This is a genomic window from Sporosarcina sp. P2, assembly GCF_002743255.1.
Classification (GTDB): Bacteria; Bacillota; Bacilli; order Bacillales_A; family Planococcaceae; genus Sporosarcina.
The window spans coordinates 166,083-180,854 of record NZ_PDYY01000002.1 but is presented as its reverse complement, the minus strand read 5'-3'; the positions used below and the strand labels follow the sequence as shown (position 1 = coordinate 180,854).

Sequence of the window (14,772 nt, the reverse complement as noted above, 5' to 3'; positions counted from 1 at the left end):
CAACTATGATAGATTTTTATTTCGAAGATGAAACAGAAATCGTGGAACCGAGTTCGGAAGCTTTGATCAAGGATTTGTTGACTCACGCGTCAAGAATGGAGAAAATGGAAGGTCTGTATGAGTTGTCTATTACGTTTATGGATGATGAATCCATTCAAGCTGTGAATGCTGAGTACAGGGGCAAAGACCGTCCAACCGACGTTATTTCATTTGCGCTAGAAGAGTTGTCGGAAGGAGAAGTGGCAATTGTTCAAGAAAGCGATATGCCTGTTGTATTGGGGGATATCGTGATTTCCATCGATACAGCAAAACGTCAGGCTATTGAATATAATCACTCGTTCGAGCGGGAACTCGGGTTTCTTGCATTACACGGATTCTTGCATTTACTCGGATATGATCATCTCGATGAAGGGGAAGAACGTGAGATGTTCGGCAGGCAGACAGAGATTTTAACTGCATTCGGTTTGGATCGGCAGTGAGTCTATGCAGAAATTCTTGAAATCATTCCTCTATGCGTGGCAAGGCATTAAAGACGGCTTTAGGCAAGGTCGGAATATGAAATCTCATGGGTTATCCGCAATAATCGTGTTGATTGCGGGTTGGTTCACCGGTCTGTCACAAACAGAATGGATGATCATTTTTATCGTCATTGCAGGGGTGATGGCGCTTGAATTGATGAATACAGCAGTGGAATATGTAGTGGATCTTGTCACAACGGAATTCCATCCACTAGCGAAAAAAGCAAAAGATATTGCAGCTGGATCAGTTTTCGTGTTTGCCATAGCCAGCGCGATTGTCGGCTGTATAATTTTCTTTCCGAAATGGTTTGGATAAATTGATCGAATGAAGGGATGGTATGTAGATGCAAGTAGAACAATTAATGAATGAAGCAAAGCAAGCGATGAAAACGGCCTATGTGCCCTATTCAAAATTTCCAGTAGGTGCTGCATTAGAGGCTAGTGACGGTACCATATATCGTGGATGCAATATTGAAAACTCTGCGTATGGTTTATCCAATTGTGCAGAGAGAACAGCTATTTTCAAAGCGGTATCTGAAGGTGTTACATTGTTCAAGTCAATCACAGTAATTGGCGATACGGAAGGTCCAATTGCGCCGTGCGGTTCTTGCCGTCAAGTCATTGCGGAATTTTGCGCACCGAACATGCCTGTATACTTGACGAATTTGAAAGGTGATATACACGAAACAACAGTAGACCAGCTATTGCCGGGTGCTTTTTCCAAGGAGGATTTAGATTATGCAGAAGAACAACTTTAAGTCAGGCTTTATTTCCATCATCGGACGTCCCAATGTAGGGAAATCTACATTTATCAACCGCATGGTCGGTCAAAAAATTGCGATTATGAGCGACAAGCCGCAAACTACACGAAACAAAGTACAGGGAATTGTGACAACCGATACATCTCAGATGATTTTCATCGATACACCAGGTGTTCACAAACCGAAACACCGCCTAGGCGACTTCATGTTGAAAGTGACACGCAGTACGCTAAGCGAAGTCGACGTCATCATGTTTATGGTCAATGCGGATGAAAAAATCGGTACAGGTGATAGATTTATTATGGAATGGCTCGAGAAATCCAAGACTCCTGTATTTTTGGTCATCAATAAAATCGACCTTGTGCATCCTGATCAATTATTCGAGATCATTACATCGTATACAAATGAAATGAAATTTGCGGAAGTAGTTCCAATCTCTGCGCTAAACGGTAATAATATTGAACGATTGGTGGAAACGCTAGAAAGTTATCTAGAAGAAGGCCCACAATTTTATGATGCAGAGCAAGTGACGGATCACCCAGAGCGTTTCATCATTTCCGAAATGATTCGTGAAAAAGTGTTGCACACTACACGCGAAGAAATTCCGCACTCGATTGCGGTAGCGATTGAAAGCATCGAGCAAGACCCCGTAACTGACAAAACGCATATCCGCGCGACAATCATTGTGGAACGTGATTCACAAAAAGGGATAGTCATCGGTAAAGGTGGTAAGCTCTTAAAAGAAATCGGTGTGAAGGCAAGAAAAGATATCGAAATGTTGCTTGGACATAAAGTATATTTGGAGCTATGGGTGAAAGTCCAGAAAGACTGGCGTAACCGGCCAAGTCGTTTGAAAGAATTCGGATTTAACGAGGAAGACTACTAAGCTGTCTGTCCTGCTAAAGGAGAGAGCGTATTGCTGAATAAGTTGGAAGGCTTTATTATCAAAAGTATCCCTTACGGAGAATCCAATAAAATCGTGACGATCTATACGAGAGAAGCAGGAAAGATCACGGCGATGGCAAGAGGTGCGAAAAAGCCCGCGAGTCGCTTAGCGGCTATTACACAAACCTTTACGCACGGCTATTTTCTTGTTCGTGCAAGCAGGGGCATGGGATCGCTTGAGCAAGGCGAGCTTATCAGTAGCGTTCGTCACATTCGCTCAGATTTAGAGACGACTGCATATGCGGGCTTGATTGTAGAGTTGCTTGATCGCCTAACGGAATCTGAACAGCCGAATGCTAGCATATTTCGTTTGCTTGACGAGTCATTTAACGCTATGGAAGAAGGCTATGACGCAGAAGCCATCACACTGTTCGTTCAGTGGAAGATGCTGCCGGTTGCTGGAATACACCCTATACTTCACGAGTGTGCAAGTTGTGGCGCTACAGAAGGTGAATTCGCATTTTCTTTCCAGCAGATAGGTTTTCTCTGTCATCGCTGCTTTCACGTCGATCCTTATATTATTCGGCTGTCACCTACACAAATTAAATTGATCCGAATGTTTTATAATGTTCCGCTCGATCAGATTGGTAAGCTGACATTAAAGAAACCGACAAAGACATTTATGGCGAAGCTTGTATCAACGATTTATCAGGAGCAAACCGGGATCTTTCTAAAATCCAGAAAGTTCATTGAGCAATTGGAACGTACACCTGAATTGCAAAAACCAAAAGAACGAACTAAAGAAAGCCCAGAAGAGGAAGGCTGATGCCAACTTCTCCTGGGCTTTCCTATGATTAGAATTGTAGGTGTTTCTGAATATATGCTGTAACATCTGCAATAGGCATGCGTTCTTGTTCCATAGAATCACGGTGACGAACAGTCACTTGTTGGTCTTCTAGTGAATCAAAGTCAAATGTAATACAGAATGGAGTTCCGATTTCATCTTGACGACGGTAACGACGTCCGATGGATTGGGAATCATCATATTGTACTGTGAAATGCTTTGAAAGCTCTGCATATACTTTTTCTGCATCATCCGCAAGTTTTTTGGACAATGGAAGGACTGCTGCTTTGATTGGCGCTAATGCTGGGTGGAAACGAAGAACGGTACGTGTATCGCCGTCTTCAAGTTCCTCCGTATCGAATGCGTCACATAGGAAAGCCAACGTTACGCGGTCCGCACCAACGGAAGGCTCGATACAGTACGGTACGTATTTTTCATTCGTAATTGGATCTTGATAATGGAAATCCTCGCCTGAATATTCCATATGACGCTTCAAATCGAAGTCTGTACGGTTAGCGATTCCCCATAGCTCTCCCCAGCCAAATGGGAATTTGTATTCGATGTCCACAGTTCCTTTAGAATAGTGGGATAGCTCATCTTCATTGTGTTCGCGAAGACGAATATTATCTTTCTTCAAACCGAGTTTCAATAATAATCCTTCAGACTGGTCAATCCAGTACTTATACCACTGCTCATCGTCGCCTGGCTTACAGAAGAATTCAAGTTCCATTTGTTCGAATTCACGAGTACGGAATGTGAAGTTACCCGGTGTGATTTCGTTACGGAAACTTTTTCCTACTTGTGCAATACCAAAAGGTACTTTCTTTCTCATAGAGCGTTGAACATTTTTGAAGTTCACGAAGATACCTTGTGCTGTTTCAGGACGTAGGAAGATTTCGTTAGCAGAGGAATCTGTTACACCTTGGCTTGTTTTGAACATTAAGTTGAATTGACGGATTTCTGTATAATCCAACGCACCACATGTAGGACATTTGATTTCGTGTTCTTGAATCAAATCGAACATTTTATCAAACGGTAGGCCATCAACGACCATTTCAATTCCCTTTGCGTCCAATGCTTCTTCAATTAATTTATCTGCACGGTGACGGGTATTACATTTTTTACAATCAATCATCGGATCGTTGAAGTTTCCAATATGACCGGATGCTTCCCAAACTCTTGGGTTCATCAGGATTGCGGAATCAAGACCTACGTTATAAGGTGATTCCTGGATGAATTTCTGCCACCAGGCACGCTTGATATTGTTTTTCAGTTCGACACCTAGTGGACCGTAATCCCAAGTGTTCGCTAAACCGCCATAAATATCAGACCCTGGGAATACGAATCCCCGTTGTTTTGAAAGATTGACTACTTGTTCCATAGATAACATTCTAAACGCCTCCAATTAAAATAAGCACACGTCTCCGGACATAGATCATGTCCGGGGACGAGTGCATGATAACCCGCGGTTCCACCCCGATTGGTTTTTCAACCCACTTTCATAATGAATGTTTCAACTCCCGGCTGCCGTTTCGTGTAGGTACAGGCTTTCACTATCCCTGCTCGCTCAAAATATACACTACTTATTGACCGTTCTTCGTTTACTTGATTCAAAATTAGTTTAGCATGCTTCTCCTTTCTTCGCAATAGCGAGCGTGTTGATATATAATTAGGCAGTAAATACAACTTTGAAGTCTGAAGGCGGTGACATGTTTGGAATTAAATACACGTCAGAATGAAATCCTCGACATCGTCAAAGGAAACGGTCCGATTACAGGAGAGCAAATTGCTGAACGTTTACATTTAGCACGCGCTACGATCCGGCCAGATTTAGCAATCTTGACGATGGCTGGATTTTTGGATGCACGACCGCGTGTAGGTTATTTCTATTCAGGTAAGAAACCTATTAAATCCGTTGCGGATGGCATGGTGGATATGATTGTAGCTAATTATCAATCGAGGCCAGTCGTCATTACTGAAAATCTATCAGTATATGACGCGATTTGCCAACTGTTTTTAGAGGATGTTGGAACACTATTCGTAGTGGACCAGCAGTCGTTATTGACAGGCGTTGTATCACGTAAGGATCTGTTGAGAACGAGCATCGGAAGAACAGAACTAGAAAAGATACCCGTGCATGTCATTATGACAAGAATGCCGAATGTCACATATTGCAAAAAAGAAGATACACTCATTTCCGTTGCCAAAAAAATGATGGACAGCCAAATCGATTCATTACCTATAGTTCAAGAGCGTAAAAACGGACTTGAAGTAATGGGACGAGTGACAAAAACAAATATTACTGCCGCTTTTCTTTCATTAGTGGAAGATCAAGATGTGTGAGGAGTGACTACATGACAAAATTCACATTATTCATTGTCTCCGATTCCGTCGGGGAAACTGCAGGTCTTGTGACGAAAGCGGCTGCGAGTCAGTTTCGTCATGATTTAGAGACGGTTTCAATAAAAAGGTTTTCGTATATAGAAGAGAATTCACAATTAGAAGAAATTGTTTTCTTGGCAAAGCAACAGCAAGCGTTGATTGTCTTTACTTTGGTCAAAAGCCAGATGAGGGAACAGCTATATGTACTTTGTGAAGAATTGGAAGTCCCTTTCGTAGACTTACTCGGTCCATTGATTGAGAAGATGGGGGACCAATTGAAACAAGAACCATTTGAAGAGCCGGGTCTTGTCAGGAAGTTAGATGATGACTATTTCAAAAAAATCGAAGCCATCGAGTTTGCAGTTCGCTATGATGACGGAAGAGACACGCGTGGTATATTGGAAGCAGACATGGTTCTAATCGGTGTGTCGCGAACATCCAAAACTCCTTTATCTCAATATCTTGCGAATAAAGGTTTTAAAGTGGCCAACGTGCCCCTTATGCCAGAAGTAGACCCACCATCAGAACTTTTCTCCATTGACCCTACAAAGTGCTTTGGCCTATGTATTTCCGTTGAGCAATTAAATTCGATTCGGAAATCTCGCTTGGAGGCATTAGGCTTGAAAGATGATGCAAACTATGCGAAAATAGCACGTATTCAACAAGAGATGGACTATTTCAATGAAATTACTACGCGTGTCGGTTGTGAAGTCATCGATGTGACGAATCGCGCGGTAGAAGAGACAGCCAATACGATTCTTAAAGCATTTTCAGCAAGGAAGGCCAACTGAACGAACTAGTTGGGTCTTCTTTTTTCTGTGTGTGTGTCTACTCGGCTAACATGTCATAAATGTGACATAATTGCAGATACTGAAAATAGTTATAGCAAAAAATGTCGATAAAGAAGGATTTTTGGAAAACGTCTAGAATTTATGTATATAGAGTGGAAATGGTGATAGAATGACAAGAATATCTGACGATACAATTGAGGAAATCCGTTCAGGAACTGACATTGTCGATTTGATCAGCGAATATGTCCAATTAGCAAAAAGAGGTAAAAACTGGTTTGGACTCTGCCCATTCCATGAAGAAGGTAGCCCGTCTTTCTCTGTTTCCGAAGATAAGCAGTTATTTCATTGTTTTGGTTGCGGTGCAAGCGGTAATGCCATCACGTTCATGATGGATATGGAAAATCGATCATTCATTGACTCCATCGTCAAACTAGGCAGTCGAATGGGATTAGAGTTGGAAAGTTCCCAAACAGACAACCAAGCGTCAAAATCCTCGTCTAATCAAAAAATGCTGAAAGCCTACACACTGGCTGCTAATTTTTATAGCCATCTGCTCTTAAACACCATAGAAGGCGAAAAAGCATTAGAATATCTAGAAAAAAGAGGATTTACGCGTGATGAGATAGAACAGTATGAAATAGGATGGTCTCCCGTTCAGTCAGATGCCTTATCGGCACTGCTGAAGAGACAAGGTTTTGATATGCAAGAAATGGAAACGGCAGGACTTTGTTTCCATAAAGAAGATGGCTCAGGTTATTTTGACCGTTTCAGGGGAAGGATCATGTTTCCGATTCAGGATGATAATGGTGCAACAATCGCATTCTCCGGCAGAAGGTTGGAGGATTCTTCTTCTGACGCTAAATATATCAATAGTCCAGAAACTCCCGTCTTTGAAAAAAGTAAGGTTTTGTTTAATTTTCACCGAGCACGTCTTAATGTTCGAAAAACGGGTAAAGTAGTACTATTCGAAGGTTTCATGGATACGATTGCAGCAGATCGTGGCGGAATAGGAAATACGGTGGCTGTTATGGGTACTGCATTATCCGCGCATCATATCGTGAAATTAAAGCGAATGGCAAAAAAAATAGTCATTTGCTGTGATGGTGACTCAGCTGGCTGGGGGGCTGCCAAACGATTTGCTGACCAATTGATGGATAGCGCAATGGACGTACTCGTTGCCACTTTGCCAGACAAAATGGATCCTGATGATTATATTAGTCAGCATGGTTCAGAAGTATTTTCGGAAAAGGTGCTTGATCAAGCGTTGTCCTATATTTCTTTCGTAGCGGCCTACTATAGAAGAGATAAAAATTTGTCCGTTGATCATGATATCAAGCAATACGTACATGAAGTATTTGACGAACTGGCTCACCGTTGTTCTCCTATTGAGAAAGATTTATTGATCCAGCAACTCCACAATGAAACACATGCTTCAAAAGAGTCACTTGAACAAGAATTTACTAAGTCGATTGCAAAAAAGGCGAAACAATCGAAACAATCGCATGATTCAAGTCCTGATGAAAACAGAACTGTACAAGTTACGAGAGTCCCGGCGAATCGTGCAGAAACAGATCGCGCGGAACAATTACTTCTTGCACATCTGCTGATGGACGCAGATCTATTCGAGGAAAAACGACTGGAACTTCAAGATTTATTTGTAAGAGATGATGTCATCAAAATATTCTTTAAGTTGGCAGCGTTTTATGAACAATATGATTTGCCAAACTATCAGCGATTTGCAGAAATGTTGGAAGACCGGCAACTGAAGAAAGTCGTCATGGAAGCCATCTTAACTGAACGTTCAAAGGAGCATACCACACAAGAAGTAAATGACTGTATCCGTCATTTAAAAAGAAATCAAATTAAACGTCTAATTGATCAAAAGCGGCACGAATCTAAAGAAGCAGAAAAAAGGAACGACCTACTTAAAGCAATGGAGTTGGCCTCGGAAGTAATCCAGCTTGTGAGATCGTTAAAGGTTCTGTAAGGAGGTATAGTCACTATGACAAAAGAAGAACAAACGGGAGAAGTAGAATTGACTCTTGAAGAAGCAAAAGCAGCAATTATTGAAGCAGGTAAAAAAACAGGTGAACTAACATTAGAGGATGTAACAGAAAAACTGGCATCCTTCGAAATGGAGCCAGACCAATTTGAAGAGTTTTTAGATCAGATTGAAGCGCAAGAAATCGAAATGGATAGAAAAGAAGAAGCTGATCCCAAGGCTGAAAAAGAAGAGCAATTTGATTTAAATGATTTAAGTGTACCACCTGGCGTAAGAATCAACGATCCAGTCCGTATGTATTTAAAAGAAATAGGACGAGTAGATTTATTGACAGGTAAAGAAGAAGTAGAATTAGCGATTCGGATTATCGATGGTTTAGCTGCTGAAACAGAGCTTGAGGAAACAGGGAAAATGACACCTGCATTAGATGCTACTATTATTCGTGGTGAGAATGCCAAAAAGAAATTGGCTGAAGCGAACTTACGTTTAGTTGTCAGTATTGCAAAACGCTATGTCGGTCGCGGTATGCTATTCCTAGATTTGATTCAAGAAGGGAATATGGGTCTTATTAAAGCCGTTGAGAAATTTGACCATACGAAAGGCTTTAAATTCAGTACGTATGCAACTTGGTGGATCCGTCAGGCAATCACACGCGCAATTGCGGATCAGGCACGTACCATTCGTATTCCTGTGCATATGGTGGAAACGATCAATAAATTGATTCGTGTTCAGCGTCAATTGCTCCAAGATTTAGGACGAGAGCCGTCCCCGGAAGAAATCGGAGAAGAAATGGACTTGACTCCAGAAAAAGTTCGTGAAATATTGAAGATTGCTCAAGAGCCCGTTTCATTGGAAACGCCAATTGGTGAAGAAGACGACTCTCATCTTGGTGATTTTATCGAAGACTCAGAAGCGCAGTCTCCTTCAGACCATGCAGCGTATGAATTGTTAAAGGAACAACTTGAAGATGTTTTAGATACATTAACAGATCGTGAAGAAAATGTATTACGTTTACGTTTTGGTCTAGACGATGGACGCACACGTACGCTTGAAGAAGTGGGCAAAGTATTTGGTGTTACGCGTGAGCGTATTCGTCAGATCGAAGCAAAAGCACTTAGAAAGTTACGCCACCCATCACGCAGCAAACGACTTAAAGACTTCTTAGAATAATAGGTGCATCGGCTGGAAATAGCCGATGCTTTTTATTCTTTATTTTAAAAAAGAAGATTGATACTATTGGAGGAGAAAGGATGGCTATAGATAAGAAACAGATCATCATTTCTGAAATCCGGTATTGGAAAGCCAATAAACTCCTGCCTGAGCATTATTGTGATTTCCTCATAACCTTGTATGCACAAGGAGAAGATCCGGACGAAGTGGCAGAGAAAGAATCTTCCACACTTCAAATGGAACGCAGAAAGTTGCGAGTCAAACAATTTATGATTTTGCTTATTAGCTTATTGCTTGCAGGTGTAGCATCAGTTGCTATGTTTGTACTGACGGAATATCCAGTCGCCACATTGACTGTTGCAGCTGTATTGGCTTTGATTTTCCTAACGTTCGTATCGGGAAAAACATTCAGTAAGAAAGGTTTTGCACCATTTCTCTACATATCGATGGCTTTTCTTTTATTGATGATGTCATTGAAGATTTGGACTGCATTTTTTAATGGGGACACGACATTATTGATCGGACTCCTCGTGTTGAATTGCGGTTTATGGTTATTTACTGGAAGAATATTAAAGTTACTATACTTCACTATTTCAGGCTCACTAGGTCTATTGACAGTAGTCGCATTTTTACTATTATCTATATAAACGGACGGAATGTAATGAGGTATTGTTATATTCCGTTCTTTTTCTATATACTAACATGTAAGGGCTTACAAGTTTAATAGAACGGTATAAGTGGAGAGAGGATGATCATGATGAACTTTGATTTAACTCAAGAACAGCAAATGGTGAAAAAACTGATGAGAGATTTTTCAAATGAGGAAGTAGCGCCAGGTGCAGTAGATCGTGATCGCTCGGGAAAGTTCCCGGTGGAAATTTTTCAAAAGCTTTCAGAAATGGGCATGATGGGCTTACCATTTCCCGAGAAATACGGGGGTGGTGGGGCAGACACGATCAGTTTTGCTATTGTTACGGAAGAATTGAGCCGTGCATGTGCATCGACGGGTATTACGTATTCCGCTCATATTTCACTAGGCGGTGCACCTCTCAACTTATTTGGAACAAAAGAGCAAAAGCAGAAGTATCTAACGCCGATCTGTACTGGCGAATCCTTTGGGGCTTTCGGTTTGACAGAGCCTAATGCTGGATCTGATGCTGGTGGAACAGAGACGTCTGCTGTGCTTTCTAACGGGCAGTATACGATCAACGGCTCAAAGGTCTATATTACCAATGCAAGCTACGCTAAACACCTAGCATTGACGGCTGTGACGGGTCGTGAAGACGGCAAGAAAGAGATTAGCGCAATTATCGTACCGACGGATTTAAAAGGCTTTAAAATTATCGATAACTATGAAAAGATGGGCTTGCATGCTTCCAATACAACAGAATTATTGCTTGAAGATGTAGTAGTTCCAGAAGAGAATCTACTTGGCGAGAGTGGAAAAGGGCTTCAGCAATTCCTTGTAACACTTGACGGTGGTCGTATCGGGATCGGTGCTATGGCAGTAGGTATTGCACAGGCAGCTTATGAGAGGGCTTTGAACTATTCAAAAGAACGTAAGCAATTCGGAAAGACGTTATCCTCTTTCCAAATTACACAATTCAAACTGGCTGATATGGCGATGAAGATTGAACTTGCACGGACTATGGTGTATAAAGCGGCCTGGCTGAAAGACCAAGGTAGAATGTTTACAAAAGAAGCCTCGATGTGTAAATTATATGCTTCCGAAATTGCTATGGAAGTTGCCGATGAAGCGATCCAAATACACGGTGGCTATGGCTATATGCGTGAGTACGAAGTCGAACGTTATTTACGTGATGCCAAGCTTCTTGAAATTGGAGAAGGTACTTCAGAAGTACAGCGGATGGTCATCGCTAGACAACTAGGTTGCTGAATTGCGAATTATGGCGATTCTGTCACAAAAGACGAAAAGTCGTCCAATAACACTTTCAGTTTTCTTATAGATACAGTACAATGTTAATTGTATACTGTATCTTTTACAGAATAGATTCTGGTGAAGGAGGGTAATCCAATGAATAAAAATCCTGTTGTACCATTTTTCCTAATTTTCGCGCTCGGAATTGGACTGGTTTTCTTCATGTCACTTTATGGCCTAGATCAAAAAAAGGAAATTGCTGGAGCTAACGAAGAAGGCACTGAGCAAACAACTGAAGAAGAAAGTGCAAACACTGGCGAATTTGACGCAGAGGCAGTTGCTCAGCAGAAGTGTATTAGTTGTCACGGCGATGGCTTGGCTGGCGGAATGGGGCCGGCTTTAAATAGCTCACTTGACGCAAAAGAAGCACATGATGCAATCAAAAACGGTGTTGCTGGAACTGCAATGCCAGCTGGACTAGTTCCTGATGAGAACATAGATGAAATGGTTGATTACATTTTATCATTAGATTGATTGTCTACTTAATTTAAAGAGCCAGTAAACCGGAGTAACTCTTGGTTTACTGGCTCTTTTGCATTGCACGAAATGAGTAGCGATTATACAATAGATAAGAATGAAAGGCGGGGAACCATGAATACCAATCAATTATCGGAACGTCTGGCGATGGTGGCCAGTTTTGTACCGAATCATACTGTGCTTGCGGATATTGGTAGTGATCATGCCTATCTTCCGTGCTATTTAATGAACAAAGGCAAGATACGTAAGGCTATCGCAGGAGAAGTAGTGACAGGTCCCTTTGAAGCGGCGACGCGCAATGTAGATCTTCATGGTTTTGCGGACCGTATTGAAGTGCGTCTAGCAAATGGTTTACAAGCGATAGAAGATGCTGACCATGTCGAGACCGTAACGATTGCCGGTATGGGTGGAACATTGATTACTTCCATCCTAGAAGCGGGTAAGGATCGTCTGACGCATGTACAGCGGATCATCGCGCAACCTAATCTGCATGCGATCGCGATTCGGGAATGGGCTGTAGCAAATGGATTTATTATTGTAGACGAAGAGATTCTACAAGAAGACAGTAAAATTTATGAAGTCCTCGTGTTAGAAAGAGGAACGGCTGATTACACGAGAACGGATTTGCTCGTCGGGCCGGTTTTACGACGTAAACTATCTACCGTGTTCCGCGTGAAATGGGAACGGGAAATGCTGGAATGGCAGCGGGTCATAAAAGCCCTTGATAACGCAGAACAAACAGAAGAAATTAAGCAAAAAAAAGCAAATATACAAGAAAATATAGAATTAGTCAGGAAGGTGTTAGCACATGAAGAAAAGTAATGGATATCAGATCATTGAACTATTTGAAAAGTGGTCACCGAAGCGACTTGCATTTGAAGGAGATCCAATTGGATTGCACATCGGCCAATTGAATCGTCCCGTAGATAAAGTTCTAGTTACGCTAGACGTCAACGAACAAGTGATTGATGAGGCAATTGAAAATGGGGCAACTCTCGTGATTGCCCACCACCCTCCATTGTTCCGTCCCGTTAAATCTATTTTGACCGATACACCACAAGGGAAAATGATTGAGAAATGTATCAAGCATAATATTGCGGTCTACGCTGCTCATACCAATCTGGATATTGCAGCAGGTGGTGTCAATGATATGCTAGCGGAACGTCTTGGCATACAGCAGACGGAACCGATCGATGTGACGAATTCTGAACATTTGATGAAACTCGCGGTATTTTGCCCGTTAGAAAATGCTGATGCATTGCGTCAGAAATTGGCATCTGCGGGAGCGGGTGCGATTGGCGATTACCAGGCATGCAGTTTTAGCACACAAGGTATTGGACGATTTACACCGGTTGCGGGAGCAAATCCGGCAATCGGAGAAGTAGGCGAGCCGACGCTGGTAGATGAAGAGCGAATTGAAGTCGTTTTTGCAGAAAGTCAGCAAGTTAAAGTCATCAAAGCAATGTTTGCCGCGCATCCTTATGAAGAACCGGCATTTGATTTAGTAAAAATGCAGCAGAAAACGAATGAGCAAGGGATCGGGCGTATCGGACAAATCGCTAATGAGATGACGTTAAAGGAATTCGCACAACATGTAAAAGATGTATTCGAAGTTCCCGCATTACGTTTCGTAGGTGATCCGGAGAGAAAAATTCGTAAAGTGGCGGTTCTCGGTGGCGATGGAAATAAGTACATTACGGCTGCGAAGAGAAAAGGAGCCGATGTATTCGTGACAGGGGATATGTATTATCACGTCGCGCAAGACGCGCAAGTACTCGATCTTGCCATTGTAGACCCAGGTCATAATATCGAAAAAATTATGATTGCTGGCGTTGCGAATAAAATGACAGAACTGTGTAAAGAAAATAAATTACCTGTTGAATTTATTGAATCGAAAGTCATTACGGAGCCTTTTCAATTCCTATCGTAAATAAAACCGTCGAGCATAAACTCGACGGTTTTTTCGTTGCTTATGGCTCGATCCGGATAACAGGAGTCGGGTTCTTGACTTTCGGCAAGATTTTTTCAAGCTTAAACTTTCTCTCCGGATGATGTGTTGTAGGATCTTCTGGGTCAAATTCGTTTAGGAACGATATAACTTCTCTAACGATTATTGTAGGTGTAGAAGCGCCTGCCGTGACCGCTACTGTCTCAATGTCCATTAACCATGCAGGATCAATTTCTGAGACGTCTGAGACGCGGTATGAAGGTGTGTTTGCAATTTCTACTGATACTTGCGTTAAACGGTTGGAGTTATTACTTTTTGGATCTCCAACAACGATCAGCAACTCTGCCTCGCCGGCTTGTTCTGCTACAGCTTCTTGACGAACTTGTGTAGCTAGACAAATTTCTTGATGAACTTCGATGTGAGGGAATTTACGTTGCAACTCTTCCATAAGATGTGCAACATCCCATTGACTCATGGTTGTTTGATTTGTAACCAGTAGTTTGTCATTGGTAATCTCTAAGTTATCAATATCTTCAAGACGCTCAATTAAGTGAACAGAATCGGGGGCAACGCCAATAGCGCCTTCTGGTTCCGGATGGTGCTTTTTGCCGATATAAAGAATGTCATAGCCTTCAGCTACTTTTTCTTCAATTAAGTCGTGTGTAACGGAAACGTCAGGACATGTTGCATCGATTGCGACCAATCCTTTTTCTTTCGCTAATTGGCGAACTTCAGGTGAAACACCGTGTGCTGTGTAGATTACAGTTCCCTTATCTACTTTGCGTAAAATTTCCAGGCGGTTTTCGCCGTCCAACGTTATAATTCCGTCTTCTTCGAATGCATCTGTAACGTGTTTGTTGTGGACGATCATGCCTAATATATAAATGGGTCTCGGCAGGGTAGGATCTAGCGCAGCATTCCTCGCAATGACCATCGCATCAACTACACCGTAACAATAACCTCTTGGTGATATCTTGAGTACTTTCATTTATTCCACTCCACTCCTCTACTAACTTCTCTTTCATTATAGCGGAGATTCGTGAACGATTCAAAGA

General features: G+C 41.9%; 16 protein-coding genes. 14 read left to right on the top strand and 2 right to left on the bottom strand.

Annotated elements, in window-relative coordinates; translation table 11 throughout:
* Positions 1-5: 5 nt before the first annotated feature.
* The 5 genes from ybeY to recO are packed head-to-tail and all read left to right on the top strand — an operon-like array spanning position 6 to position 2,990.
* Positions 6-479, top strand: a complete 474-nt coding sequence (gene ybeY / locus CSV67_RS03350; RefSeq protein ID WP_099630217.1) for an rRNA maturation RNase YbeY — start codon at positions 6-8, stop codon at positions 477-479.
* 4 nt (positions 480-483) lie between these two features.
* On the top strand, positions 484-834 hold the full coding sequence (locus CSV67_RS03345) for a diacylglycerol kinase family protein (RefSeq protein ID WP_099630216.1): 351 nt from the start codon (positions 484-486) through the stop codon (positions 832-834).
* Between the two features lie 28 nt (positions 835-862).
* Positions 863-1,276, top strand: a complete 414-nt coding sequence (locus CSV67_RS03340) for a cytidine deaminase (RefSeq protein WP_099630215.1) — start codon at positions 863-865, stop codon at positions 1,274-1,276.
* On the top strand, positions 1,257-2,165 hold the full coding sequence (era, locus tag CSV67_RS03335; RefSeq protein ID WP_099630214.1) for a GTPase Era: 909 nt from the start codon (positions 1,257-1,259) through the stop codon (positions 2,163-2,165). The genes CSV67_RS03340 and era overlap by 20 nt, the downstream gene beginning before the upstream one ends.
* Positions 2,166-2,195: 30 nt before the next feature.
* A complete protein-coding gene (gene recO / locus CSV67_RS03330; protein ID WP_099630213.1) occupies positions 2,196-2,990 on the top strand; it encodes a DNA repair protein RecO in 795 nt (264 codons plus the stop codon).
* Positions 2,991-3,018: 28 nt separating this feature from the next.
* Here recO and CSV67_RS03325 read toward each other — a convergent pair whose 3' ends face one another.
* Entirely contained in the window at positions 3,019-4,398 is a 1,380-nt protein-coding gene (locus CSV67_RS03325; RefSeq protein ID WP_099630212.1) for a glycine--tRNA ligase, read from the bottom strand.
* Between the two features lie 314 nt (positions 4,399-4,712).
* On the opposite strand from CSV67_RS03325, the gene ccpN reads away from it, so the two are divergent.
* The 9 genes from ccpN (at position 4,713) to CSV67_RS03280 (ending at position 13,699) form a co-directional block, all read left to right on the top strand.
* Positions 4,713-5,351, top strand: coding sequence for a transcriptional regulator CcpN (gene ccpN / locus CSV67_RS03320; RefSeq protein WP_099630211.1), 639 nt, complete (start codon positions 4,713-4,715; stop codon positions 5,349-5,351).
* A gap of 11 nt (positions 5,352-5,362) precedes the next feature.
* Positions 5,363-6,181, top strand: coding sequence for a pyruvate, water dikinase regulatory protein (locus CSV67_RS03315; protein ID WP_099630210.1), 819 nt, complete (start codon positions 5,363-5,365; stop codon positions 6,179-6,181).
* Between the two features lie 169 nt (positions 6,182-6,350).
* Positions 6,351-8,168, top strand: coding sequence for a DNA primase (gene dnaG, locus CSV67_RS03310; protein ID WP_099630209.1), 1,818 nt, complete (start codon positions 6,351-6,353; stop codon positions 8,166-8,168).
* A 15-nt stretch (positions 8,169-8,183) separates the two neighbouring features.
* Positions 8,184-9,353: an RNA polymerase sigma factor RpoD gene (gene rpoD / locus CSV67_RS03305; protein WP_099630208.1), complete on the top strand. Its 1,170-nt coding sequence runs from the start codon at positions 8,184-8,186 to the stop codon at positions 9,351-9,353.
* Positions 9,354-9,433: 80 nt separating this feature from the next.
* Positions 9,434-10,000, top strand: coding sequence for a hypothetical protein (locus CSV67_RS03300; protein WP_099630207.1), 567 nt, complete (start codon positions 9,434-9,436; stop codon positions 9,998-10,000).
* A 110-nt stretch (positions 10,001-10,110) separates the two neighbouring features.
* The gene (locus CSV67_RS03295) at positions 10,111-11,250 is read left to right on the top strand and encodes an acyl-CoA dehydrogenase family protein (RefSeq protein WP_099630342.1); all 1,140 of its coding nucleotides are present in this window, start codon (positions 10,111-10,113) and stop codon (positions 11,248-11,250) included.
* A gap of 138 nt (positions 11,251-11,388) precedes the next feature.
* Positions 11,389-11,766, top strand: coding sequence for a cytochrome c550 (gene cccA, locus CSV67_RS03290; RefSeq protein WP_199173117.1), 378 nt, complete (start codon positions 11,389-11,391; stop codon positions 11,764-11,766).
* Between the two features lie 117 nt (positions 11,767-11,883).
* Complete coding sequence (locus CSV67_RS03285) at positions 11,884-12,591, top strand: tRNA (adenine(22)-N(1))-methyltransferase (protein WP_099630205.1); 708 nt, start codon at positions 11,884-11,886, stop codon at positions 12,589-12,591.
* Complete coding sequence (locus CSV67_RS03280; RefSeq protein WP_099630204.1) at positions 12,578-13,699, top strand: Nif3-like dinuclear metal center hexameric protein; 1,122 nt, start codon at positions 12,578-12,580, stop codon at positions 13,697-13,699. Before CSV67_RS03285 ends, CSV67_RS03280 begins: the two co-directional genes overlap by 14 nt.
* Before the next feature lie 40 nt (positions 13,700-13,739).
* Here CSV67_RS03280 and CSV67_RS03275 read toward each other — a convergent pair whose 3' ends face one another.
* The gene (locus CSV67_RS03275) at positions 13,740-14,705 is read right to left on the bottom strand and encodes a 4-hydroxy-3-methylbut-2-enyl diphosphate reductase (RefSeq protein WP_099630203.1); all 966 of its coding nucleotides are present in this window, start codon (positions 14,703-14,705) and stop codon (positions 13,740-13,742) included.
* Positions 14,706-14,772: the final 67 nt, after the last annotated feature.